This window comes from Mesorhizobium sp. M0663 (genome assembly GCF_040320585.1).
Lineage (GTDB): Bacteria > Pseudomonadota > Alphaproteobacteria > Rhizobiales > Rhizobiaceae > Mesorhizobium.
Window position 1 is genome coordinate 86006 of record NZ_JAMYPX010000022.1, and the last position, 23068, is coordinate 109073.

The following is a 23068-nucleotide window of genomic DNA, read 5'->3' on the forward strand; positions in this document are numbered from 1 at the left end:
ATGTCCGACATCCTGCGCAAGATCGAGGCTTACAAGCGCGACGAGATCACGGCGGCCAAGGCGCGCGTGCCGCTCGCCGAGATCAAGGCACGGGCGACTGATGCCGACGCGCCGCGCGGCTTTCTTTCCGCCCTTGAAGCAAAGCGCAAATCCGGCAGGTTCGCGCTGATTGCCGAAATCAAGAAGGCTAGCCCATCCAAAGGCCTGATCCGCGCCGATTTCGATCCGCCGACGCTGGCCAGTGCCTATGCGAAGGGCGGTGCCGTCTGCCTTTCGGTGCTGACCGACGCACCCTCCTTCCAAGGCGCGCCCGAATTCCTCACCACTGCGCGCGCTGCCGTCGAGCTGCCTGCATTGCGCAAGGATTTCCTGTTCGACCCCTATCAGGTCTACGAGGCCAGGGCATGGGGCGCCGATGCCATCCTGATCATCATGGCCAGCGTCGACGACGCGTTGGCAAGAGAACTCGAAGCGACAGCGTTCGGGCTCGGCATGGACGCGCTGGTCGAAGTGCATGACGAGGCTGAGATGGAACGCGCGCTGCAGCTGTCGTCGCGGCTGATCGGAATCAACAACCGCAATCTCCGGACCTTCGAAACCAGCCTACAGACCTCGGAGCGGCTGGTAGCGATGGTGCCGGCCGACCGCCATCTGGTCAGCGAGAGCGGTATCTTTTCGCACGACGATTGCCGCCGGCTGGAGCAGAGCGGCATTGCGACTTTCCTGGTCGGCGAGAGCCTGATGCGCCAGCAGGACGTGGCCGCGGCAACGCGCCTGCTGTTGACGGGCAAGGCGCCGGCAGAGGCCGTTTGAGGATGGCGGCCGCCCTCACCCATCTTGGCGCGCAGGGCGAAGCCAACATGGTCGATGTCGGCGACAAGGCTGAGACGGTGCGCACGGCAGTCGCAGAAGGTTTTGTCGCGATGCGGCCCGAGACGCTGGACATGATCCTCGCCGGCGACGCCAAGAAGGGCGACGTGCTGGGCACCGCGCGCATTGCCGGCATCATGGCGGCCAAGAAGACGCATGAACTGATCCCGCTTTGCCATCCGCTGCTGCTGACCAGGATATCTGTCGATATCGAGGCGGACGCCGCGCTGCCCGGCCTGAAGGTGACAGCATTGACCCGCGTCACCGGCAAGACCGGCGTTGAGATGGAGGCTCTGAGTGCCGTCTCGGTCGCTTGCCTGACCATCTACGACATGGCCAAGGCGGTCGACCGCGCCATGGTCATCTCCGGCATCAGGCTGGTTGAAAAGACCGGCGGCAAATCCGGCGACTATAAGGTCACCGGAGATCGGACCACCGGGGCCGGCCGATAATGGCGCTGGTCCCCGTTGCCGAGGCGCTCGAGCGCCTGCTGGATGGCGCAGCAGCGCTGCCGGGTGAACGCGTCGCACTGCTGGATGCCGCAGACCGCGTGTTGGCGGAGCCGGTCGTGGCGCTCCGCACCCAGCCGCCGTTCAATGCCTCCGCCATGGACGGCTATGCCGTGCGGGCCGCCGATATCGCGTCCATACCAGCAAAGCTTTCGGTGGTCGGCATGGCGCCAGCCGGACGCGGCTTTGCCGGGGTGGTGCAGCAAGGGCAAGCCGTACGCATCTTTACCGGCGCGCCGCTTCCCGAAGGCGCCGACACCATCGTCATCCAGGAGAACGTCCGCGACCACGGCGGCGGCAGCGTCGAAGTGACGGAGCCGACGGTGCAGGGGCGCAACATCCGCCGCCTCGGGCTCGATTTCGCCAAGGACGACGTCCTGCTGGGCGAGGGCCGCCTGCTCGATCCGGCGGCCTTGTCGCTGGCGGCATCGGCCAACCACCCCAAGGTCGGCGTGGTCAAGCGGCCGCTGGTCGCCATCATCGCCACCGGCGACGAATTGCTGCCGCCGGGCAGTGAGCTTGGCCCCGACCAGATCATCTCGTCAAACGCCTATGGCGTCGCCGCCGCCGCACAGTCGGTCGGCGCGCGCGCGCTCGATCTCGGCATTGCGCCGGACCGCAAGGAGGCGATCGCTGCGCTGGTGACAAAGGCGGTGAAGGCGGGCGCGAACGTCATCGTCACGCTGGGTGGTGCCTCGGTCGGAGACCACGACCTCGTTCATGACGTGCTGACCGGGGAAGGCATGGCTCTCGATTTCTGGAAGATCGCCATGCGGCCCGGCAAGCCGCTGATGTTCGGGCGGCTGGGCGACATCCGCTGCATCGGCCTGCCCGGCAATCCGGTGGCAAGCCTGGTCTGCACCCAGCTCTTCCTGAAGCCGTTGCTGGCGCAGCTCGGCGGCCGCGCCTTTCAGCAGGATATGCGTCGGGCGCGGCTCGGTACCGCCATGCCGGCCAATGATCTCAGGCAGGATTATGTGCGGGCTGTTGTCAGCACCAACGCCGGCGCGCTCGTGGCGACGCCGTTCGGCATCCAGGACTCCTCGATGCTGAAAATGCTGGCCGATGCCGACGGGCTGATCGTTCGCGCGCCGTTCGCTCCTGCCGCGGCGGCGGGCTCCCCCTGCGACGTGCTGATGCTACGCTGAACCTGCCTCACTCCGAAATCAAGGTCCGGGTCAGCGGATGGTCTGGATCGGCCAAACCGTCGATGATGTTGAAATGATGCCGGTCAGGTTCGACCACCGAGCTGGTCGCGGTACCCAGGCCGATCCAGATGTTGGCCAGCAACGCGCTCTGACGCAGGAATTCGGCGCGCTCGCCGCCGCCGGCCCAGCAGGTCAGGCGGGCCTTGTCCATCGGGCGCAGCAGCACCGGGCTTTCGGCCTGCGCCTCGGCCTCATCGATCGCGATCGTCTCGTTCATGCCGGTGCGCATGATCGGGCGCAAATCATGCACCCCCGAGATCGACACCACGTGACGAACGCGCCGGACCACTTCGGGCGCCAGCGGCGTCGTCGCCGTAACCATCCGGCTAACAAGATGGCCGCCGGCCGAGTGTCCGGTCAGCATCAGCGGCCCTGGGACCATCGCCGCCGCCTTGCCGATCGCCGCGCCGACTTCCTTGACGATGCCGCCAATGCGTATCTGCGGACAGAGCGTGTAGGACGGCATCGCCACCGCATAGCCGCGATCAACAGGGCCAGCGGCAAGATGCGACCAGAAATTCTTGTCGAATGCCATCCAGTAGCCGCCATGAACGAACACCACGAGTCCCTTGGGCTTGATGGCCGGCAGGAAAAGATCGAGCCGGTTGCGTGGGTTGTCGCCATAGGCCATGTCGAGCCGCGCCCTGCCCTCGGTCGAAAGCACGTCGCGGAAAACCCGCGCGGGCTCGATCCAGGCTGCCGGCCAGCGATCGCTGCCGGCTATGTTGGCGCCGTTGGCATAAGCGTTGTCCCAATCGGCAATGTGACGTTCGAACACCCTGCGCCTCCCTGGCAATATGGCCTTGCAACGTAGCCGTGAGCATCGCGCGGCGCGTCGTCGCCAGCCTCACGATTCCAGCTCTCGCATCAATCTCAAGTGACAGCTGCTTTGATGGCGAAGCGCGCATCCTTCCACGCACCGGTGCGCAGGATGTCCTCAAGCAATTTGACGGCCTGCCAGACATCGGCATAGCCGACATAGAGCGGGGTGAAGCCGAAGCGCATGGTCGATGGCGCGCGAAAATCGCCGATCACGCCACGTTCGATCAGCGCGCGCATGACCTGGTAGCCATGCTCATGCATGAATGAGATCTGGCTGCCGCGTTTTTCCCCATCGCGCGTGCTTTCGAGCGTGAGCCCGTAAGTGCCGCACTTTGCCTCGACAAGCTCGATGAACAGATCCGCCAGCGCGATGCTCTTCTTGCGCACCGCCGTCATGTCGACATCGTTCCAGATGTCGAGCGCGCCCTTCAGCGTGCGCATCGACAGGACCGGCTGCGTGCCGCACAGAAACCGGCGGATGCCGGTGCCGGCCGCATAGCCTGGCTCGAAGGCGAAGGGCCGTGCATGGCCCCACCAGCCGGTGAGCGGCTGCTGGATGTCGGAAAGATGCCGCTCAGCCGCATAGATGAAGGCAGGCGCGCCCGGGCCGCCATTCAGATATTTGTAAGTGCAGCCAACGGCAAAATCGGCGTTTGCCTTGTCGAGCTCGACTGGCATCGCGCCGGCGGTGTGGCAGAGATCCCAGACGATCATCGCCCCGGCTTCCTGAGCCCTGCGCGTCAGCGCCGGCATGTCGCGCAGTTCGCCCGACTTGTAGTTGACGTGGTTGACCAGCACCACGGCGGTGCGTTCGTCGATCAGCTCTTCGACGGTCGGCGCGTCGACCCCCGAGAGGCGCAGCAGCGTATCTTTTCGCGTCGAAACCACACCCTCAGCTATGTAGAGGTCCGTCGGAAAACTATCGCCCTCGGCGACGATGACCTGCCGCTCCGGTCGCATGGCCATGGCGGCGTGCAGCAGCTTGTAGATGTTGACCGATGTCGTGTCGCAGACCACCGTCTGGCCGGCCGCGGCACCGATCAGGCGCCCGAGCTGGTCGCCAAGTTCAAGCGGCATGTTGAACCAGCCGGCCGTGTTCCATGCGCGGATGAGATCATGCGACCATTCTTCGGTCGCGGCCTTGTGCAGTTCATCGAAAGCGGCACGTGAAGCAGCTCCTAGCGAATTGCCGTCGAGATAGATCACTCCTTGCGGCAACACAAAGCGGTCGCGCATCGCGCGCAACGGATCCGCGGCATCCATCGCCTTTATGGCCACGAGATCGGGAATTCCTGTCATGATTTGTCTGCTCCCCCAAGATCCAACGCAACGCCGGACACGCATCGACTGTTCTTCCATTACCTGGTTGCGCGCAGCAAGGCTCCACCGGCGAGAAGCAGCCTGACCAGGCGGTGGAAACCGGGACTTAACCCGAGGTTGGCGTTTTGAATTCGTTTCGTTCACGGTGCATTGACCAGACCGCACAGTCGATACGGGTTCAATTCCGTGCCTTTTGCCGACCGACGGCCGATGCCAGTGCCGCCTTCTAGGAGGCCAGAAGGGCGCAAACGAAAGCAGAATCAAGGCGATGAGGCTCGCGGCGGTGAAAATGCGGTACGCCGGTAGGGGACGTCGTTTGTTTCCCGAGCCTTAACGCATTCATTAAACTTTAAACAGTTGCGGAACACAACTGGAACAGATAGTGTTTGTTCTGGGTTTGTTTTTCTGATTCTGTTGGGGGTCGCTATGCTGACACGCAAACAACACGAACTGCTTATGTTCATCCACGAAAGGTTGAAGGAAAGCGGTATCCCGCCTTCATTCGACGAGATGAAGGAAGCGCTCGATCTGGCTTCCAAATCCGGAATCCACCGGCTGATTACGGCGCTGGAGGAGCGCGGCTTCATTCGCCGTTTGCCCAACCGGGCCCGTGCGCTGGAGGTGCTACGCCTGCCTGACTCGATCGCCCCCGGCCTCAATGCGGCACGCAAGTTCTCGCCGAGTGTCATCCAGGGCAGCCTTGGGCAAGGCGCCCCTCGGCAGGGCAAGCCGACATCGTCGCGTGTCCCTGCAGCCGGCAATGACGACGATGTCGTCGCCGCCGTTTCGATCCCGGTAATGGGCCGCATCGCGGCCGGTGTGCCGATCGATGCCATCCAGCACCAGACGCATTCGATTTCGGTGCCGCCGGATATGATCATGGGCGGCGAGCATTATGCGCTCGAGGTCAAAGGCGATTCGATGATCGAGGCTGGCATTTTCGACGGCGACACGGTGATCATCCGCAATGCCGATACGGCGAGCCCCGGTGAGATCGTGGTGGCACTGGTCGACGAGGAGGAAGCGACGCTGAAGCGGTTCCGCCGCAAGGGCGCCTCGATCGCCCTGGAAGCCGCCAATCCGGCCTACGAGACGCGCATCTTCGGACCAGACAGGGTCAAGGTGCAGGGCAAGCTCGTCGGACTGATCCGCCGCTACTGAGCTCCGCCCTTGGCGCCGGCTTTGGGGTTGTCGGCCCTGCGGTATGGCGGCAGGCCCCGTGCCGCGCGTGAAAATTTCCGCTGCACGTGCCAGGGCCGGTATGATTTTTCGACCGCGAAACGGATTTCGGCGCGCGTTGCCGCTTGTGGATCGAAGTAGACGGCGGCACTTCCCGCGCGCGCCAGTTGCCGTTTGGTGACGACGAGGACCAGCCGGTCGTAGTAGCAGGGGTTATGGGCGGTGGCGTCGTCGATGACGATCAAGCTGGCAAAGGCGCAGGCTGGCCGCGCAGTATCGCGGTCCTTGGCTTGCGCGATGATCGCGCCGGATGGATGCCTGGCAAGGCAGAGGCCGTCCGTGCAAATGAACGGCATGCCCGGCGGTAGGTCGGCCGGATCGGCAATGTCGAATTGCGGGTCGTTCTTTCCAGGTGTTTCCGGCGCGACGATAGCCTCTGATGTGAGCGCGCGTTTCCAGTTGTCGATGGTGAACTCATTCGGGCGTGCCCGGTTGACCGCGAGTTCACCGCTGCCGATCGGCAGCGCGACCAGCCGTGCGTCCTCCGAGACCAATACGTCGGGTATGCGTGTCTGCGTTGTCGTCAGCAAGCCGGCGAGCGCAAAAGGAAGTGCCGCCAGCCGCAACCAGGTCGTCGCCATGCTGGCAATGACGAGGGCGATCGTCACCAGAAGGACGGATCTCAGCGAAATCAGCCCGACCGCATCGATCGGCGAGCGCTCCGATATCCACCCGGACAGGGCGATCATCGCCGTCAGCCCCTTGCCCATGACATAGAGGAAAGGGCCATCCGCACCGAACGGCATCGCCAGCGCGCTGAGAACGGCGAAGGGCATGACGACCAGTGAGACGATGGGCATGATGGCCAGATTGGCGAACAGGCTGAGCGGCGCCACGCGCTGGAAATGCCATATGGCGAAAAGCGCCGTGGCGCTCCCTGCAATGATCGAGGTCATCGCCAGACCGCACATGCCCAGCAGGACCTTTCGAGTGGCAAAGCGTAGCGGCGACAGCCGCGGCGGCGGCGTGGTGGCCCTGCCGGCGCGGTAATCGGACCAGCCTGCATAGGCGCCGACAAGGGCCGCCGTCGCGGCGAAGGACATCTGGAAACTCGGACCGACCACCTCGTGCGGCGACACCAGGATGACCGCGATGGCCGAGATCGCCAGGTTGCGCATGGTGAGCGCGGCCCGGTCGAACAGCACGGCGATAAGCATCACCGCCAGCATGATGAAGCTGCGTTCGGCCGCCACGACAATGCCGGAAAAGACGAGGTAGGCCGCAATCGAAAAAAGCGCGGCGGCCGCGGCATATTTCTTGACCGGCCGTCGCGATGAGAAATCGGGAAACAGCGCAAAGGCACCCCGCAGCAGCGCCATGATGGTGCCGGCGACCAACGCCATATGCAGCCCCGAGATGGAGATGATGTGGTAGATGCCGGTGCGCCGCATCGCTTCGTTGATCTCCTCGGGAATGCCGGCGCGCACGCCGACGATCAGCGCAGCAGCAATCTCGCCCTCGGCACCGCCGATGCGGCTGCGGATATGGTCGGCGATGGATTCGCGCGCGTCTTCGATCGCGGAAGAAAGCTGCGCGCCAAGCGGCATGCTGCCCGACGACACGACTTTCGGATTGCCGAGAAAAAAGCCGCTGCCGCCGATACCGGCGAAATAGCTGTCGAAGGAGAAATCATAGCTGTCGGGCCGCACCGGGCTGGTCGGCGGCAGCAGCCGCACATAGCCGGTGATCTCGGAACCGGCCGTCAGCTCAGCCGGTATCTTCATCGCCGAAACGCGGACCCGTTCCGGCATGTAGCGCAGTGTCGGCCTGGCCGTTGAGATCACATCGATTGTCAGCCTGATGCGGCCGCTCGCCATGGGCTCGTACGATACGACGCGACCCGTCAGCCGCGTTGAGATTTCGGAGCCGAGCATATGCGTTCCGACACGCCATGTCTCGAACTTGGCGGCAAGTACGCCAAGCGCGCAGAGCAGCGCCACCATGAAGCACAGGCGCGTCCTGGGCCATGACCGCGAGACGACGGCACAAAGGGCCGCGAGGAGCGCGATTGCGATCGGCTGTGGAAAGGCCGGCTCCACCGACAGCCCGAAATATACGACCACCCCGCATGCGAGGAACACCGGCACCAGCAGGAAGGCGATGCCGCGGTCGAGTTCCAGGCCGGCTGCCGAGGTTACGCTGTTGCGGATACGGGACGGTGACGGGAGGCGGAAACGCCTGGGCAGGCGTACGATGGGCTCGCCCGCGGGCACGAGAACCGTTGCTGGGTCGCTGGCCGGCAGCGACGGAGCATCGAAGCGCGGAGCGGGTAGCAATGCCGGTGCCGGCAGGACAGGCGGGGGTGCGGCAAACAGCAAGCGTTCGCTGACGCCGCTGCCAACGTCCTCGCCCTCGCCCGCACCACGGCCTCGCACAGCCATCGGGTCTGCCCCTTGCGCCCTCGACCTCCTATGCTACATGAACGCGCAACGCGCGAAAGTCCGCAAACCCACTTCCTTCGCCCGCCTGAGAGTTCCATGCCCGATAAGGTCGTCACCCGTTTTGCCCCCTCGCCCACCGGCTATCTGCACATTGGCGGCGCGCGCACGGCGCTGTTCAACTGGCTGTATGCCAAGCACACAGGCGGCACGATGCTGCTGCGCATCGAGGACACCGACCGCGAGCGCTCCACCGATGCGGCAAGCGCGGCCATTCTCGACGGGCTTTCCTGGCTTGGCCTGACATGGGACGGCGAGCCGGTGTCGCAGTTCGAGCGTGCGCCGCGCCATCGCGAAGTGGCCGAGGAACTCGTTCGTATGGGCAAGGCCTATTATTGTTATGCGACGCCTGCCGAGCTAGAGGCAATGCGCGAGAGCGCACGGGCCAAGGGGCTGCCTCCCCGCTATGATGGACGCTGGCGCGACCGCGACCCGTCGGAGGCGCCGCCCGGCGCCAAGGGGGCGATCCGCATCAAGGCGCCGACAGACGGCGAGACGGTGGTGCATGACCGCGTCCAGGGCGACGTGCGCTTTCCCAACAAGGATCTCGACGATTTCATTATTCTGCGCTCGGACGGCAATCCCACCTACATGCATGCCGTCGTCGTCGACGATCACGACATGGGCATCACCCACATCATCCGCGGCGACGATCATTTGACCAACGCCGCACGTCAGACCGTAATCTATCAGGCCATGGGCTGGGAGGTGCCGTCGATGTCGCATATCCCGCTGATCCACGGTGCCGACGGCGCCAAGCTGTCGAAGCGGCACGGTGCGCTTGGCGTCGAAGCCTATCGCGCCATGGGCTACCTGCCGGAGGCGCTGCTCAACTATCTGGCGAGGCTTGGCTGGAGCCACGGCGACGATGAGATCATGTCGATCGCCGACATGATTGCATGGTTCGACATTGGCGACGTCAACAAGGGCGCCGCCCGTTTCGACTTCGCCAAGCTCGAGGCGCTTAACGGCGTGCATATGCGCCGGATGAACGACGCGGCGCTGCTCGACATCTTCATCGCCACTCTGCCCTATCTTGAAGGCGGCCCGGCAATCGCCGCGCGCCTCGACGACAGACGCAGGGCGCAACTGCTTGCCGCTTTGCCGGGCCTGAAGGAGCGCGCCAAGACGCTGGTCGAACTTGTTGAAGGGGCTGCATTCCTTTTCGTCGAGCGGCCGCTGCCGGTCGACGAGAAGGCGGCGGCGCTGCTCAGCGGTGAGGCGCGCGCGATCCTGCGGGGCGCTCATGCGGCACTAGCCACGGTTTCGGAGTGGTCTGCCGCCTCAGCCGAAGCCGCGATCCGCGACTATGCGCAGGCCGCCGGCCATAAACTCGGCGCCGTGGCCCAACCTTTGCGCGCCGCGCTCACCGGCAAAAGTACCTCGCCAGGTGTCTTCGATGTGCTGGCCGTGCTTGGCCGCGAGGAAAGCCTGGCGCGGATCGCTGATCAAATCGATTAGCAAACTGGCCCAAGAAGATTGGCATTGAAAGGTGTGTTTCGCAGTGCAACATTGGGTCTTGGCCTAATCTGCCGCGCAGATTCAGCCGCGCAGATTCAATTGCGGGCGCAAATGTGCGTATTCCGATGCTTTTGACGTGTTGGGTTCAGATATTTTGCCTTTGCCGGCCTGAGGAAACAAAAAGGAGTTTGCTATGACCGAACCTGCGACAAAAATGGAATTTGGCGGCAAAACCCAGGCATCGACGGCCAAGCTGGAACTCGGCGGCAAAATCCATGAATTCAAGATACGAAGTGGTTCGGTAGGACCTGACGTTATCGACATCGGTTCGCTCTACAACACCGCCGGCGTCTTTACCTACGATCCCGGTTTTACGTCGACGGCGAGCTGCGAATCGGAAATCACCTTCATCGATGGCGATGCCGGCATTCTTTTGCACCGCGGCTACCCGATCGACCAATTGGCCGAGCACGGCGACTTCCTCGAAGTCTGCTATCTCTTGCTCTATGGTGAACTCCCGACCAAGGCGCAGAAGGACGATTTCGACTACCGGGTGACGCGCCACACCATGGTGCATGAGCAGATGTCGCGCTTTTTCACCGGCTTCCGCCGTGATGCGCATCCGATGGCGGTGATGTGCGGCGTGGTCGGCGCGCTGTCGGCCTTCTATCACGATTCCACCGATATCTCGGACCCCTATCAACGCATGGTCGCGTCAATGCGGCTGATCGCCAAGATGCCGACGATCGCGGCGATGGCCTATAAATACCACATCGGCCAGCCATTCATTTACCCGAAGAACGAGCTGAATTTCGCAGCCAATTTCCTGCATATGTGCTTCGCCGTGCCTTGCGAGGAATACAAGATCAATCCGGTGCTGGCCCGCGCGATGGAGCGCATCTTCATCCTGCACGCCGATCACGAACAGAACGCCTCGACTTCGACCGTCCGCCTGGCCGGCTCGTCGGGCGCCAATCCTTTTGCCTGTATCGCTGCCGGCATCGCCTGCCTGTGGGGTCCCGCACATGGCGGCGCCAACGAGGCTGCCCTGAACATGCTGGGCGAGATCGGTCATGTCGATCACATCCCGGAATTCATTGCGCGCGCCAAGGATAAGAACGATCCGTTCCGATTGATGGGATTTGGCCACCGCGTTTACAAGAATTACGATCCGCGCGCCAAGATCATGCAGAAGACCGCGCACGAGGTCCTGGGCGAGCTCGGCATCAAGGACGATCCACTGCTCGACATCGCCATGGAGCTGGAAAGGATCGCACTGACCGATTCCTATTTCATCGAGAAGAAGCTCTATCCGAACGTCGATTTCTATTCCGGCATCACGCTGAAGGCGCTGGGCTTTCCCACCACCATGTTCACCGTGCTGTTCGCGGTCGCCCGCACCGTCGGCTGGATCGCGCAGTGGAAGGAGATGATCGAGGACCCGCACCAGAAGATCGGTCGCCCGCGTCAGCTCTATACCGGCGCGCCGGAACGGGATTACGTGCCGATCGCAAAGCGGTGAAGGTGGTGAATGGTGAATGGTGAATGGTGAATGGTGAATGGGAGTAGCGAAGCGTCGCTCCCTGTCCATAGAAACCACTATTCACAATTCACAATTCACTATTCACCACTCACCCACTTCCTCACCATGCCCATCACCACCCCCGCCGCCATCTCGCCTGACGGCTTGGAGGTTGCCATACGCCCGGCAATGTCGGCAAAACCGTGCTTCTGCCAGGTGCGGTAGGCGGTATCGGAGAACAGCGCTTCCAACTGCCGCGCCAGATAATGCGGCCGCACATATTGATTGTAGTGTTCCGGCACAACCGGCCGGTCGGCAATGAGATTGGGCAAGGCTGCGCTCCATACTTTGATCAGCGGCTGCGCCATGCGCATGACCGGATCGAGCCGGTAGCAGGAGATCATCGGCACACCCGCCAGTGCCAGTTCCAGCGATACCGTCCCCGACGCGATCAGCGCCGCATCCGCCTTGCCGAAGGCCTGCCATTTGCGTTCGGCATCAAGGATGATCTCCGGCTTCTCGTCCCAGCTCGCGACCGAGGTCCTGACCAGGTCGGCGACGTGCGGCACCGTCGGCAATAGCAGGCGCAAGCGGTGCCCGCGCGCCCGCAGGATCGACAGCGTTTCGCCGAACGGCCCAACCAGGCGCCGCACCTCGCCGCGACGCGAACCGGGCAATACAAGCAACGTTTTCACACGGTCAGCGGAGAGGTTACGCGGCTGCGCCTGCGCCCTGGCGGCACTGACTATGCCCGGATCGTGTGCAAGGCGATGCCCGACATAGGTGCCGGGCGGCCCGCCCAGGCGAGCGAGTTCCTTCACCTCGAACGGCAGGATGCAAAGAATGTGATCGACATATGGCTTCATCGCCGCCGCCCTGCCCGGCCGCCAAGCCCACACGCTCGGGCAGACATAGTGGACGATCGGGATAGTCGGATCGGCGGCACGCACCTTCTTGGCGACGCGCAGCGAGAAATCCGGACTGTCGATGGTGATAAGGCAATCGGGCTATTCACCGGCAATCGCCTTTGCCGTCTGGCCGATCCGCCGCATCAGGCGCGGCAGGTCGCGCAGGATGGCGCTAAGCCCCATCAGTGCGATCTCGCTGCCGTCGAACAATGGCGCCAGGCCGAGCGCCTGCAAATGGCGGCCGCCGATGCCGACAAGCCGAACTTCGCGCCCGGTCATGCGCTTGAGCGCCTGCACAAGGTCGGCGCCAAGCAGGTCGCCGGACTCCTCGCCGGCGACGACGGCTATCTTCAACGGCCGCTCATTCGCCATGCGCCGGCTCCGCAGCAGGCAGGCCGATTACGAACAGGCCGAGCGCATTGGCACGTCCGATGGTGGCGGGACCTTCGAGCACCAGCGAGCGACCGGCTTCGACGGCAATGCCGGCCAGTCCGGCGGCATGCGCCGCCTCGACGGTCAGCGGGCCGATGGAGGGCAGATCGGCACGCAGTTCCTGACCGGGCTTGGCGCATTTGACCAGAACACCTCGGCTCCCGCCGGCCAGCCTGCCGTGCCCGCGCAACTCCCTTGTCCGCTCGAGCAGCCCGTCGGTGCCTTCGACGCCTTCCAACGCAATGGCGCGGCCGCCGACCGCAACAGCCGCTTGGCCGATATCCAGCGCGCCGATGGCTTTTGCCGCCGCGTGCGCCGCCTCGATGTCGCGCCAGTCGGATTTGCGTGGCGCCGCCTTGGTCAGCAGGCCTTCGGCGGCGACCAGCTCCGGCACGATCTCGTGAGCGCCGACGACCTTGATGCCGCTGCGCTCGATCCTGCGCACGAACAGTTTCAGCACCGTATCGTCGCCCCGGGTTACACCGACGAAGAGGCTGGGTAGCCACGCGAGCAGGCCCAAATTGAGGCGCATGGCGCTCAGCCTGGGGCGGCGCGTGATATGACCCGCGGTTACGAGATGCGTAACGTGATGCCGCTTAAGGATCGGCAGCAGCGAGCCGACGTCTTCCAGCCTCAAGGTTGCCTGCTCATAGGGCTCGAAATCGGCTATGCGATCGACCTCGCCGGCCGCCATCACGACGAAGGGCAATTTGCCTTGCCGGGCGAGCGCTCGGGCAATTTCGACCGGGAGACTGCCGCCGCCGGCGATGATGCCGACCTTGGCATCTGGCGCGAGATCAAGGCCCTTTCCGGCAGCCTCAATCTTCGTCATCTGCCCTCAGTCTTCATCATCGGTATCGTCGCCGTCGCTACCCTTGAGCGACGGCACGGCGTAGTGCCGCTTGCCGCGACCGGCGATGAAGTCGACGATCTTCATGGCAGTCGGCGACGAGGCGAATTCCGCCTTGGCGAATTCGATGTTTTCGCCGACGGTCCGGGAGCGATCGAAGATCGTCTTGTAGGCTTTGCGCAGCAAGTGGATCTCCGAACGCGGCAGGCCGGCGCGCTTCAAGCCAATGATGTTGAGGCCGCGAAGGCTGGCACGGTTGCCAACGGCGATGGCGTAAGGAATGACGTCGCCGACGATCGCCGAGCAACCGCCGAGAAAGGCGTTATCGCCGATGCGGACAAACTGATGAACCGCGGTAAGGCCGCCGATGTAGACATTGTCACCGACTTCGCAATGCCCGCCTAACGTCGCTTGATTGGCGAAGGTGGCGTTCTTGCCGACCACGCAGTCATGGGCAATATGGGCATAGGCAAGGAAATTGCCGTTGTCGCCGATCCTCGTCTCGCCGCGGCTCGAATCGGTGCCGACATGCATGGTGACACCTTCGCGGATCGTGCAGTTCTCGCCGATCACCAGCGCAGTACGGCCGCCCTTGTGCTTGGTGTTCTGCGGCGGCCCGCCAAGTATCGCCATCGGATAGACCTTAGTCGATGCACCGATGGTGGTCGCGCCAATCACCGAGACATGGCTGACCAGTTCGACGCGGTCGCCGATCACGGCGTCGGGGCCGACGTGACAGAAGGGCCCGATGCGGGCGCCTTCGCCGATTTGGGCGCCTGCCTCGATGACCGAGGATGGATGGATGACTGTCTGGATTTTCATTAGCATTCGTTTGTCAGCCGCTTGCGACCATCATCGCCGAGATCTCGGCTTCCGCCGCCTTGGCGCCATCGACGAGGGCCTCGCAAGCGAATTTGAGAAGATTGCCGCGTTTCTTGATTTTCTTCACATGAATTTTCAGCTGGTCGCCTGGAACGACCGGCTTGCGGAACTTGGCATTGTCGATGGTCAGGAAATAAACCAGCGACGGCTTTTCCGTACCAAGGCTGCGGATGCAGATGGCGCCGGCCGTCTGCGCCATCGCCTCGATGATCAGCACGCCGGGCATGACCGGCTGGTCGGGGAAATGACCTTGGAAATGCGGCTCGTTTATGGTGACGTTCTTGATGCCGATGGCGGATTCGTCGCCATCTATGTCGACAATACGGTCGATCATCAAGAACGGATAGCGGTGCGGCAGGAGCTTCATCAGCCGCATTATGTCAACCGCTTCGAGCGTCGCCGCTGCGATGTCAGCCATTTTCCCCCTCACCCTGTTTGCGCGTCCGTGCAAGTCTGCGCAAGGCCGCTATCTCGCGCATGGCTTCCGCCATCGGCTGCGCCGGATATCCTCCCCAAATCTCACCGGCAGGCACATTGCTCATAAACCCGCTTCTTGCCGCAAGCTTGGCCCCGGACCCGATGGTCAAATGATCCGCAAGGCCGACACCGCCACCCATGGTGACGTTGTCGCCTACCGTCACGGAACCGGAAATACCCGAAAGCCCGGCTATTATGCAATTGCGGCCGATGCGAACGTTGTGCGCGATCTGCACCAGATTGTCGATCTTGGTGCCCTGGCCGATGATCGTGTCGGACATGGCGCCGCGATCGACGGTCGTATTCGACCCGATCTCGACGTCGTCCTGGATGATGACGCGGCCGATCTGCGGAACCCGCTCCGGACCCTTGGCGCCGGCCACGAAACCGAAGCCATCCTGGCCGATCCTGGCACCGCCATGGATGATGACGCGATTGCCAATCAACGCATATTGCACGCTGGCACCTGGACCGACATAGCCGTCGCGGCCAATCTGCGAAGACGGACCGATGACCGCATGCGGGGCAATGACGGTCCCGCTGCCGATGGCAGCGCGAGGTCCGATGATCGCACCCGCTTCGATGATCGCGCCGGCCTCGACATGGGCGGTCGCATCGATATGGGCGTGCGGCGAGATACCGGTTTCGCCGGTCATCGGTCCAGGCGTTGCAGCCGCCGGAAAAAGCAGACGCCCGACCATTGCGAAGGCCTGCTGCGGGCGCGGATGCACCAGCACCGCGATGCCCGCCGGCGCCTTGCCGGCAAATTCGGCAGGGCAGAGAACCGCCGCCGCCCGCAGTGACTGCATCAGGGCGAAATTGCGCCTGCCATCGACGAAGACAAGGGCGTTCTCGCCGCCTTCGTTGGCGGGCGCCAGAGCCTCGATCGATACGTCGGAGAGACCGGAATCAACAAGCGTCGAGCCGGTCAGATTCGCGACTTCGCCGGCCGTATACCGGCGTGAGGGCGCGAAGAACACCGGATCGGTCATTCCAGAAGCAATATCCAGCTAGCGCATGACCCGAAAATCGGAAATCGACCCTCGGAAAGGATCATGCGCAAATCAAAGTGCTACAACGTCCTTTGCGCGTCCGATAGGACGCGCTGCGCTGTAGTGTCGGATCACTGCCATCCGGATCCAAACGAGCCGGAAGCATCATTGCCCGCTACATCAGAAGCGGGTCGATATGCCGAAGTTGAATTCCTGCACGTCGTCGGTCTTTTCCTTCTTGACCGGGATCGCATAGTCAATGCGGATCGGGCCGAAAGGCGATGCCCACATCAAACCGACACCGACGGAAGCGCGCCATTCCATGCCGGTTGTCGAAGAATTGACAAGGCCACTTGCGATTTTGCTGCCGTAGAGCGTTGCCGCATCGGCGAACACAGCGCCGCGCAAACCGAAGCTTTCGGGGATGACCGGCAGCGGGAACTGCGCTTCCGCCGAGGCATTGAAGTAGGTGGTGCCGCCGAGATGGTCATTGCTGTTGTCCGAAGCAACCGGGCCGATGCCGCCGTATTCGAAACCGCGGATCATACGGTCGCTGCTCTGGAAATGGTCGAAGACGCGCAGATCGCCGTTGCCATAGCCTTGGACATGGCCGGCGCCGCCCGAAATGAGGCCCACCAGGTCCAATTGTTCGGACAGCGTCTGATAAATGCTGCCGCGCGCCGTGACCTTGATGAACTTGGCGTCGCCGCCGAGGCCGGCCACTTCCGTGCCGACATTGGCATAAATACCGTCATGCGGGTTCTTCATGTCGTCGATGGTATTGTAGATCAGGCCGAGACTGACCGAAGACTTGAGCCATGGGCTCTCGTTAACGCCGTTTTGGATCGCCTGGGACACGTCGCAACCGGCCGCTGGGTCGCAGCCCTCATCGAACTCGTACTTCTCTTGCGCAATATTATAAGCGAGTTGCGTCGAGATATTGTCTGTGATCGGCAGGCCGAAGCGAACGGTCGCGCCTGTCGTGTCGCTGTCGTAATGGTCGTAGTTTCGGCTCTGCTTGTAGATGTCGAAGCCGGCCGCGATGCGGCGTCCGAGGAAATAGGGTTCGGTGAAAGAGAAGCTGTAGTCGCGCGAGTTCTTGCCACCGCCCGCTGCCACCTTGATGAATTGGCCGCGACCGAGGAAGTTGCGCTCACTGACGGAACCTTCGACGGACGGACCTGACGTTTCACCGCCGCTCGAATAACCGGCGCCGACCGTGAACTCACCGGTCGATTTCTCGACCACATCCACCACCAGCACAACCTGGTCCGGCTCAGAACCCGGAACGGTGGAAATTTCGACTTTTTCAAAATAATCGAGCGCTTCCAGCCGCCTCTTCGCGCGCTGGATGAGGACCTGATTGAAAGCGTCGCCTTCGCTGACATCGAACTCGCGGCGAATGACGTAGTCGCGCGTCCGATCGTTGCCGCGAATCTCGATGCGCTCGATATAGGCCTTGGTACCCTGGTCGACCGTATAGACGACCGAGATCGTGTGGTTCTCGAAGTTGCGGTCGCCGCGCGGCGTCACCTGGGCGAAGGCATAGCCGGATCCAGCGACCTTTTCGGTCAAGGCGATGATCGTGTCCTCGACGTTCTTGGCGTTGTAGACATCGCCCTTGTGGGTCTCGACCACCGATTCAAGCGACTTGGCGTCGACCTCGGGGATCGTGCTTTCGACGCTGACATCCCCGAACGTATAACGCTCGCCCTCCTGCACCGTGATGGTGACGGTGTATTTGTTGGTGGTGTCGTCGAGTTCGCCGACGGCCGAGACGACCTGGAAGTCGGCATAGCCGTGATTGTAATAGAAGCGGCGCAGCAGCTCCTGGTCGGCGCGCAGCTTGTCCTCGTCATAAACGTCGTCGCGCAGCACGAACGACAGGAAGGACGAACGCTTGGTGGAGATGATGTCCGACAGCCGGCGGCTCGAATAGGCGCTGTTGCCGACGAAATTGATCGCTGCGATCTGGGTGCGGCCGCCTTCGTTGATGTTGAAGACCACGTTTACCCGGTTGTCGCCGAGATCCATGATCTGGGTGGTCACGGCGGCATCGTCGCGGCCGATACGCCGGTATGCGGCCTTGACCGCCTCGACATCGGCATCGAGCTGCTGTTGCGAGAAGGTGCCGCGCGGCTTCAATTGCACCGCGGCCTCAAGCGCGTTGTCCTTGAGCTTCTTGTTGCCCTGGAACAGCACCTGGTTGACGACCTGGTATTCGGACACCTTGATGACCAGCGTCGATCCGACCTGGTTGATCTGCACATCCGAAAACAGCCCGGTGCCAAACAGCGCCTTGACCGCATCGTCGATATCCGAACTGGAAAACGCCTTGCCGGGCTTGATCGTCACGTAATTGCGGATGGTGTCCGCGTCGACACGCTGATTGCCGGTGACTTCGACTCTAGAGACGACAGCCGCCTCGGCGGCCGATGTGGCAACGAACTGCACTGCGAGCGCGCCTGGTACAACCAGAGCGGCGGACATAGCCACCGCGGACGCGGCGCTCAGAAACTTGGATGCTGCCTTCATCGGGCTTTTGTACCTTTTCTCGAAGTCCCCACGGCGAGAAAACCGGACGTGCGGTAATTTCCCCTACCGTATTAACCGGATTTTCCCTACACGCAAGGCTTCTGGTTAATATGTATTTACTTAACCCTGCGGCGTGGCTTTCGCGTCACGCATATCCCCACGCATGGTAAACGGCGTCTCAACATTGCTCGTGCCGAAGCCAAATTCCTTCATGATTTCAGCACCCAAACAGATCGTTCCAGAAAACAAAGCCCATGAACCCGAGCACCAATATGAGGCCGCTTCGGTAAGCCATTTCCATCATGCGTTCGGACACCGGCCGCCGGATGACAGCCTCCACGCCGTAGAACAGAAGATGCCCTCCGTCGAGGGGGGGAATCGGCAAAAGGTTGAGAATCCCTATCCCGACTGACAGGAATGCAACAAGCTGCACGAGCCATTCAAAGCCGAGCTTTGCCGCCTGACCCGACATCTTGGCGATCTTGATGGGGCCGCCCAGCTGGCACTTGTCCTCGCGACCGACAACGAAACGTTGCAGGAACTGGCCGGTACGCTGGATGACGTGTCCGGTTTCCTGGACCGCTGCCCCGACCGCCCCGGCCGGACTATAGGTGATCAGCCGCGGCTGGCCGAGTTCCTTGTTGTTGACGACGCCGATCACGGCCACCTGGACCTTGTTGCCCAGTGCGTCTTGTTGTTCCATCAAGCGCGGCGTCGCCGTGACGGTGATTTCCTTGCCGGCGCGTAGCATGACGAAGGTGATGCTGTCGCCGGCGCGGCCAGAGACCAGACGCTGGACGTCGGCGAAGGTCTCGACCTTGCTGCCGTCGACGCTGACGAATCGGTCGCCGGGCATGATGCCGGCCGCGGCGGCCGGACTGCCGACAGTGACCTCAGCCACCATCGGCTCCAGCACGGGCCGGCCATGGACGGAAAACAGCACGGCAAAGACGGCGATCGTCAGCAGGAAGTTGAACAGCGGCCCCGCCACGACGGTCGCCGCCCGCTTCCAGATCGGCTGCGTGTGGAAGGCAACCTTGCGTTCTTCGTCGCTCAGCGCCTCGATCTCCTCCGAGCTGGGCTGGCTCGACGTCGCGTTCATGTCGCCGACGAACTTGACGTAGCCGCCGAGCGGTATGGCGCAAAGCTTCCAGCGCGTGCCGCGGCTATCGTTGAAGCCGATGATCTCTGGGCCGAAACCGATCGAAAAGGCTTTTGCGCCGATACCGCACCAACGCCCGACGAGGTAATGGCCCATTTCGTGGACAAAAACGACCACGGTCAGCACGAACAGGAAAGGCACCAGCGTGCCGAGGACAAAGCCCTCTGTGCTGAAAACCGCGTGAAAAATCTCGTTCAATTCATGCCCTCAAATTCATCCACGGCACAGATCACGCCGCGACTGTGACATCAATCCAGGCGAATCCATGACGCAGCCCCGCGCCGGCCCACCGACGATGCCGTTCAAACCGGAAACAGCCCCTGTGCCGGATGGTCGGCGGTCGCGGAAATCCAGCCGATGACGTATAGGGCGAAAGCCGCCGCGACAAGCCCATCTACCCGATCCATGATGCCGCCATGGCCGGGTATCAGCGTGCCGGAATCTTTACGGCCGTGGCGTCGCTTGACCCATGATTCGAACAGGTCGCCGGCCTGCGCGACAATCGAAAGCACCAGTGCGACCACGCCAAGCACGACGAGGTTGCCCGTTCCGGCTACGGCGGCCAGAAGCAGCCCGGCCACTACGCCGCCGACCACCCCACCGAGCGCCCCGCTCCGCGTCTTGCCCGGCGAGATCGACGGCGCCAGCCTTGGACCACCGATGGAGCGGCCGACGAAATAGGCAAAGATATCGGTCGCCCAAACCACGGCGAATAGGAACAGAATGGCCAGCAGCCCTGAATGGTCGTCGTCACGCAAGAAGGCCAGCGACAAGCCGGACACGGCCGCATAGGCAAGGCCGGATGCTTCCCACGGTCCTGCCCTGCGCATGGAAGAAGCGACGGCAGTGACAGCAACCAGAGCCGCGACGAGCGGCAGCAGCAAAGACGCAGGCAGGCCGGCGACGAGGGCACCAATAAAGACCACGATCAGCGCCTCGGGCAGAAAGCCGAGACCTGCCGTGGCACCAGCACCTGCCGGGGCAACGGGGCGGCTCATCCGCGTCCACTCGTAGAAGATCACCGCCGCCATGGCGGCGCAAAGCAACCGGAAGGACAGTCCGCCGAGCCAGGTCAGGGCAAGCGTGACGATGGCAAGCACGACGGCCGAAATGACCCGGAGTTGGAGGTTGCTCATTCCTCAGCCTGAGGCGACATCTTGGGCGGCAAGTCCGCCGAAGCGGCGCTCGCGGCCGGCGAAATCGCGCAGTGCATCGGACAGGTGCTCGCGACTGAAGTCGGGCCAGTAGCAAGGCAGGAAAACGAGTTCGCTATAGGCGGCCTGCCATAACAGGAAGTTGGACAGCCGAAGCTCGCCGCTGGTGCGGATGACCAGTTCCGGGTCCGGAATGCCCTCTGTATCGAGCGAGCTGGCAAAGGAATCGGCCGTGATCGCCTCGCTCTCGATCTCACCGCGCGCCACCGCCGCTGCGAGCTTGCGCGCGGTGCGCACGATCTCGTCGCGCCCGCCGTAATTGAAGGCAATGACCAGTGTCAGCGCCTCGTTGCTGAGAGTGAGCGTTTCGGCTTCCTCGAGCAGCCCCCTTATGTCGGGCTGCAGCCCTGCCCTGTCACCGATGACCCTGATCCGCACCCCACTCTGGTGCAGCTCGGCAAGGTCACGTCGGATGAAAAGCTTCAGCAGGCCCATGAGGTCGCTGACTTCGGATTTCGGCCGTGACCAGTTTTCCGACGAAAAAGCGTAGACGGTCAGGAAGGAGATGCCTAGGCCGGGGGCGGCGCGCACTGTCTTGCGCAGCGCCTCGACGCCGGCGCGGTGACCGGCCAGCCGCGGCAAGCCGCGCGCCTTGGCCCAGCGTCCGTTTCCGTCCATGATGATCGCGACATGCGCGGGCGTTGCCATATTCTCGCTTCCGGGCCAGGCGTGGCCAGACCCTAGACCTGCATGATTTCCGCTTCCTTGTCGGAAAGCAGGTGGTCGATGGTGCTGATTGTCTCGTCGGTCAGTTTCTGAACCTGGTCGGCCCGTTTGCGATGGTCGTCCTCACTGATGTCGCCGTCCTTTTCCGCCTTTTTCAGAAAGTCCATGCCGTCCCGGCGAACGTGGCGTGCGGCGACGCGGGCATTCTCGGCATAACCGTGCGAGATCTTGACCAGCTCCTTGCGGCGCTGTTCGTTGAGCTCGGGCAGCGGAATCCTGAGATTGGTACCGTCGACGATAGGATTGAAGCCGAGATTGGCTTCACGGATGGCGCGGTCGACTGCGCTGACCATCGACTTGTCCCAGACCGAAACCGAAATCATGCGCGGTTCCGGCACCGACACTGTTGCCACCTGGTTGATCGGCATGGTGGTGCCATAGGCCTGCACCTGGACGGCATCGAGCAGGTTGCTCGACGCGCGGCCGGTGCGCAGCGAAGCCAGATCATGCTTGAACGCGGCGATCGCCCCGTCCATGCGCCGTTTGAGATCGTCGTACTCGCCACTCATCATCGTCTCCTCGACCCGTTAACCCGGGTTCACTGCTTAGGCCCTGTTCGAGCCTCATCCGCAACCGGTCCCTTTCGGGTTCATGGTCCGGTCAATCGTCTGCGACAACCGTGCAACGGCCGCCGCCCCTCAGGATATCGCCGAAGCCACCCTTCTCGTGGATCGAATAGACGATTATCGGAATGTTGTTTTCGCGCGCAAGTGCAATCGCCGCCGTATCCATGATCGAAAGCCCGCGTTTGATGACTTCGTCATGGCTGATCCGCTCGAAACGTGTCGCATGCGGGTCCTTCTTGGGATCAGCCGAATAGACACCATCGACCTGGGTGCCCTTGAACAGAGCATCGGCGCCGATCTCGGCGGCGCGAAGGGCCGCAGCCGAATCGGTGGTGAAGAACGGATTGCCGGTGCCGCCGGCGAAGATGACGACCTTGCCCTGGTTCATGTAGGCGGTCGCCTGACGCTGCGAAAAACTTTCGCAAAGCTCGGGCATGGCGATCGCCGACAGCACCACGGCGTCGACGCCGATCTTGTTGAGCGAGGTGCGCAGCGCCAGCGAATTGATAACCGTGGCAAGCATGCCCATATGGTCGCCGGTGACGCGGTCTCCGCCTTTTGACGCAACCGCGACGCCACGGAAGATGTTGCCGCCGCCTATGACGACACCGACTTCGATGCCCAATGCGCGGGCCTCGGCGATGTCGGCGGCGATGCGGTCGACCACCGATACGTCGATGCCGAAATGCTGCTCGCCCATCAACGCTTCGCCCGACGCTTTCAGCAAGACACGTCGGTAGAGGGGCTTCACCGTCATCTGGTCCTCGTCATCGTGCGTGTGACGCGTTTCGGTGCGCCCCGAAACACTGGGCGTTCCGATACACGAAGGGGGGCCCGCAGTAAACCCGCGCCCCCCGCGGCAAAATGAAATATTTGGCCCGGGAATACCTCAGCAAAACCCCCCCAAAAATGCACGCCATGGGCCATACCGCCGC

19 protein-coding genes and 1 pseudogene are annotated in these 23068 nt (G+C 62.8%); 6 read left to right on the forward strand and 14 right to left on the reverse strand.

The annotated features are described in order from the left end of the window. From trpC to NKI54_RS27455, 3 genes are read left to right on the forward strand one after another with little or no spacing between them, the layout of a single operon-like run. Complete coding sequence (gene trpC / locus NKI54_RS27445; RefSeq protein ID WP_023674954.1) at window positions 1-813, forward strand: indole-3-glycerol phosphate synthase TrpC; 813 nt, start codon at window positions 1-3, stop codon at window positions 811-813. A gap of 2 nt (window positions 814-815) precedes the next feature. Continuing rightward, entirely contained in the window at window positions 816-1322 is a 507-nt protein-coding gene (moaC, locus tag NKI54_RS27450) for a cyclic pyranopterin monophosphate synthase MoaC (RefSeq protein ID WP_023674953.1), read from the forward strand. Further along, window positions 1322-2527 carry a molybdopterin molybdotransferase MoeA gene (locus tag NKI54_RS27455; RefSeq protein WP_023674952.1) on the forward strand — a complete coding sequence of 402 codons (1206 nt, stop codon included), beginning with the start codon at window positions 1322-1324 and terminating at the stop codon, window positions 2525-2527. Before moaC ends, NKI54_RS27455 begins: the two co-directional genes overlap by 1 nt. Window positions 2528-2534: 7 nt before the next feature. Here the strand turns inward: NKI54_RS27455 and NKI54_RS27460 are convergent, their stop codons facing one another. Together NKI54_RS27460 and kynU are read right to left on the reverse strand one after the other, a co-directional pair. Continuing rightward, the gene (locus tag NKI54_RS27460) at window positions 2535-3365 is read right to left on the reverse strand and encodes a hormone-sensitive lipase (protein ID WP_352636747.1); all 831 of its coding nucleotides are present in this window, start codon (window positions 3363-3365) and stop codon (window positions 2535-2537) included. 95 nt (window positions 3366-3460) lie between these two features. After that, window positions 3461-4708, reverse strand: coding sequence for a kynureninase (kynU, locus tag NKI54_RS27465; protein WP_352692743.1), 1248 nt, complete (start codon window positions 4706-4708; stop codon window positions 3461-3463). Window positions 4709-5155: 447 nt separating this feature from the next. Here kynU and lexA point away from each other — a divergent pair, with 447 nt between their 5' ends. After that, window positions 5156-5890, forward strand: a complete 735-nt coding sequence (gene lexA, locus NKI54_RS27470; RefSeq protein WP_023674949.1) for a transcriptional repressor LexA — start codon at window positions 5156-5158, stop codon at window positions 5888-5890. On the opposite strand, the gene NKI54_RS27475 is transcribed toward lexA, so the two are convergent. Beyond that, the gene (locus tag NKI54_RS27475) at window positions 5884-8349 is read right to left on the reverse strand and encodes a ComEC/Rec2 family competence protein (protein ID WP_352692744.1); all 2466 of its coding nucleotides are present in this window, start codon (window positions 8347-8349) and stop codon (window positions 5884-5886) included. The genes lexA and NKI54_RS27475 overlap by 7 nt on opposite strands. A gap of 96 nt (window positions 8350-8445) precedes the next feature. Between NKI54_RS27475 and gltX the strand changes: the two genes are divergently transcribed. Together gltX and gltA are read left to right on the forward strand one after the other, a co-directional pair. After that, complete coding sequence (gene gltX / locus NKI54_RS27480) at window positions 8446-9867, forward strand: glutamate--tRNA ligase (RefSeq protein WP_352646141.1); 1422 nt, start codon at window positions 8446-8448, stop codon at window positions 9865-9867. Window positions 9868-10060: 193 nt separating this feature from the next. After that, the gene (gltA, locus tag NKI54_RS27485; RefSeq protein WP_352568691.1) at window positions 10061-11389 is read left to right on the forward strand and encodes a citrate synthase; all 1329 of its coding nucleotides are present in this window, start codon (window positions 10061-10063) and stop codon (window positions 11387-11389) included. Window positions 11390-11487: 98 nt separating this feature from the next. On the opposite strand, the pseudogene lpxB reads toward gltA, so the two are convergent. The 11 genes and pseudogenes from lpxB to pyrH form a co-directional block, all read right to left on the reverse strand. Beyond that, window positions 11488-12669 (reverse strand): annotated as a pseudogene (lpxB, locus tag NKI54_RS27490) (lipid-A-disaccharide synthase). Beyond that, entirely contained in the window at window positions 12659-13561 is a 903-nt protein-coding gene (locus tag NKI54_RS27495) for an LpxI family protein (RefSeq protein ID WP_352448825.1), read from the reverse strand. The pseudogene lpxB and the gene NKI54_RS27495 overlap by 11 nt, the downstream one beginning before the upstream one ends. A 6-nt stretch (window positions 13562-13567) precedes the next feature. Next, on the reverse strand, window positions 13568-14401 hold the full coding sequence (lpxA, locus tag NKI54_RS27500) for an acyl-ACP--UDP-N-acetylglucosamine O-acyltransferase (protein ID WP_352625619.1): 834 nt from the start codon (window positions 14399-14401) through the stop codon (window positions 13568-13570). 13 nt (window positions 14402-14414) lie between these two features. After that, the gene (gene fabZ, locus NKI54_RS27505) at window positions 14415-14879 is read right to left on the reverse strand and encodes a 3-hydroxyacyl-ACP dehydratase FabZ (protein WP_023674942.1); all 465 of its coding nucleotides are present in this window, start codon (window positions 14877-14879) and stop codon (window positions 14415-14417) included. Next, window positions 14872-15930, reverse strand: coding sequence for a UDP-3-O-(3-hydroxymyristoyl)glucosamine N-acyltransferase (gene lpxD / locus NKI54_RS27510; RefSeq protein ID WP_352692745.1), 1059 nt, complete (start codon window positions 15928-15930; stop codon window positions 14872-14874). The genes fabZ and lpxD overlap by 8 nt, the downstream gene beginning before the upstream one ends. 180 nt (window positions 15931-16110) lie before the next feature. Continuing rightward, on the reverse strand, window positions 16111-18465 hold the full coding sequence (gene bamA / locus NKI54_RS27515) for an outer membrane protein assembly factor BamA (protein ID WP_352613732.1): 2355 nt from the start codon (window positions 18463-18465) through the stop codon (window positions 16111-16113). Between the two features lie 217 nt (window positions 18466-18682). Further along, window positions 18683-19825 carry an RIP metalloprotease RseP gene (gene rseP / locus NKI54_RS27520; RefSeq protein WP_023674938.1) on the reverse strand — a complete coding sequence of 381 codons (1143 nt, stop codon included), beginning with the start codon at window positions 19823-19825 and terminating at the stop codon, window positions 18683-18685. Between the two features lie 104 nt (window positions 19826-19929). Next, the gene (locus tag NKI54_RS27525; protein WP_352636754.1) at window positions 19930-20763 is read right to left on the reverse strand and encodes a phosphatidate cytidylyltransferase; all 834 of its coding nucleotides are present in this window, start codon (window positions 20761-20763) and stop codon (window positions 19930-19932) included. A gap of 3 nt (window positions 20764-20766) precedes the next feature. Beyond that, on the reverse strand, window positions 20767-21489 hold the full coding sequence (locus NKI54_RS27530; protein WP_023674936.1) for an isoprenyl transferase: 723 nt from the start codon (window positions 21487-21489) through the stop codon (window positions 20767-20769). Window positions 21490-21521: 32 nt separating this feature from the next. After that, complete coding sequence (frr, locus tag NKI54_RS27535; protein ID WP_084640965.1) at window positions 21522-22076, reverse strand: ribosome recycling factor; 555 nt, start codon at window positions 22074-22076, stop codon at window positions 21522-21524. Between the two features lie 91 nt (window positions 22077-22167). Next, window positions 22168-22890, reverse strand: coding sequence for a UMP kinase (gene pyrH, locus NKI54_RS27540; protein ID WP_023674934.1), 723 nt, complete (start codon window positions 22888-22890; stop codon window positions 22168-22170). Window positions 22891-23068 lie beyond the last annotated feature (178 nt).

What these genes read in the sequence shown, in the direction of transcription:
- trpC (WP_023674954.1), top strand. Translation starts at nt 1, where the DNA reads ATGTCCGACATCCTGCGCAAGATCGAGGCTTACAAGCGCGACGAGATC.
- moaC (WP_023674953.1), top strand. Translation starts at nt 816, where the DNA reads ATGGCGGCCGCCCTCACCCATCTTGGCGCGCAGGGCGAAGCCAACATG.
- NKI54_RS27455 (WP_023674952.1), top strand. Translation starts at nt 1,322, where the DNA reads ATGGCGCTGGTCCCCGTTGCCGAGGCGCTCGAGCGCCTGCTGGATGGC.
- kynU (WP_352692743.1), bottom strand. Translation starts at nt 4,708, where the DNA reads ATGACAGGAATTCCCGATCTCGTGGCCATAAAGGCGATGGATGCCGCG.
- lexA (WP_023674949.1), top strand. Translation starts at nt 5,156, where the DNA reads ATGCTGACACGCAAACAACACGAACTGCTTATGTTCATCCACGAAAGG.
- NKI54_RS27475 (WP_352692744.1), bottom strand. Translation starts at nt 8,349, where the DNA reads ATGGCTGTGCGAGGCCGTGGTGCGGGCGAGGGCGAGGACGTTGGCAGC.
- gltX (WP_352646141.1), top strand. Translation starts at nt 8,446, where the DNA reads ATGCCCGATAAGGTCGTCACCCGTTTTGCCCCCTCGCCCACCGGCTAT.
- gltA (WP_352568691.1), top strand. Translation starts at nt 10,061, where the DNA reads ATGACCGAACCTGCGACAAAAATGGAATTTGGCGGCAAAACCCAGGCA.
- NKI54_RS27495 (WP_352448825.1), bottom strand. Translation starts at nt 13,561, where the DNA reads ATGACGAAGATTGAGGCTGCCGGAAAGGGCCTTGATCTCGCGCCAGAT.
- lpxA (WP_352625619.1), bottom strand. Translation starts at nt 14,401, where the DNA reads ATGAAAATCCAGACAGTCATCCATCCATCCTCGGTCATCGAGGCAGGC.
- fabZ (WP_023674942.1), bottom strand. Translation starts at nt 14,879, where the DNA reads ATGGCTGACATCGCAGCGGCGACGCTCGAAGCGGTTGACATAATGCGG.
- lpxD (WP_352692745.1), bottom strand. Translation starts at nt 15,930, where the DNA reads ATGACCGATCCGGTGTTCTTCGCGCCCTCACGCCGGTATACGGCCGGC.
- bamA (WP_352613732.1), bottom strand. Translation starts at nt 18,465, where the DNA reads ATGAAGGCAGCATCCAAGTTTCTGAGCGCCGCGTCCGCGGTGGCTATG.
- NKI54_RS27525 (WP_352636754.1), bottom strand. Translation starts at nt 20,763, where the DNA reads ATGAGCAACCTCCAACTCCGGGTCATTTCGGCCGTCGTGCTTGCCATC.
- NKI54_RS27530 (WP_023674936.1), bottom strand. Translation starts at nt 21,489, where the DNA reads ATGGCAACGCCCGCGCATGTCGCGATCATCATGGACGGAAACGGACGC.
- frr (WP_084640965.1), bottom strand. Translation starts at nt 22,076, where the DNA reads ATGAGTGGCGAGTACGACGATCTCAAACGGCGCATGGACGGGGCGATC.
- pyrH (WP_023674934.1), bottom strand. Translation starts at nt 22,890, where the DNA reads ATGACGGTGAAGCCCCTCTACCGACGTGTCTTGCTGAAAGCGTCGGGC.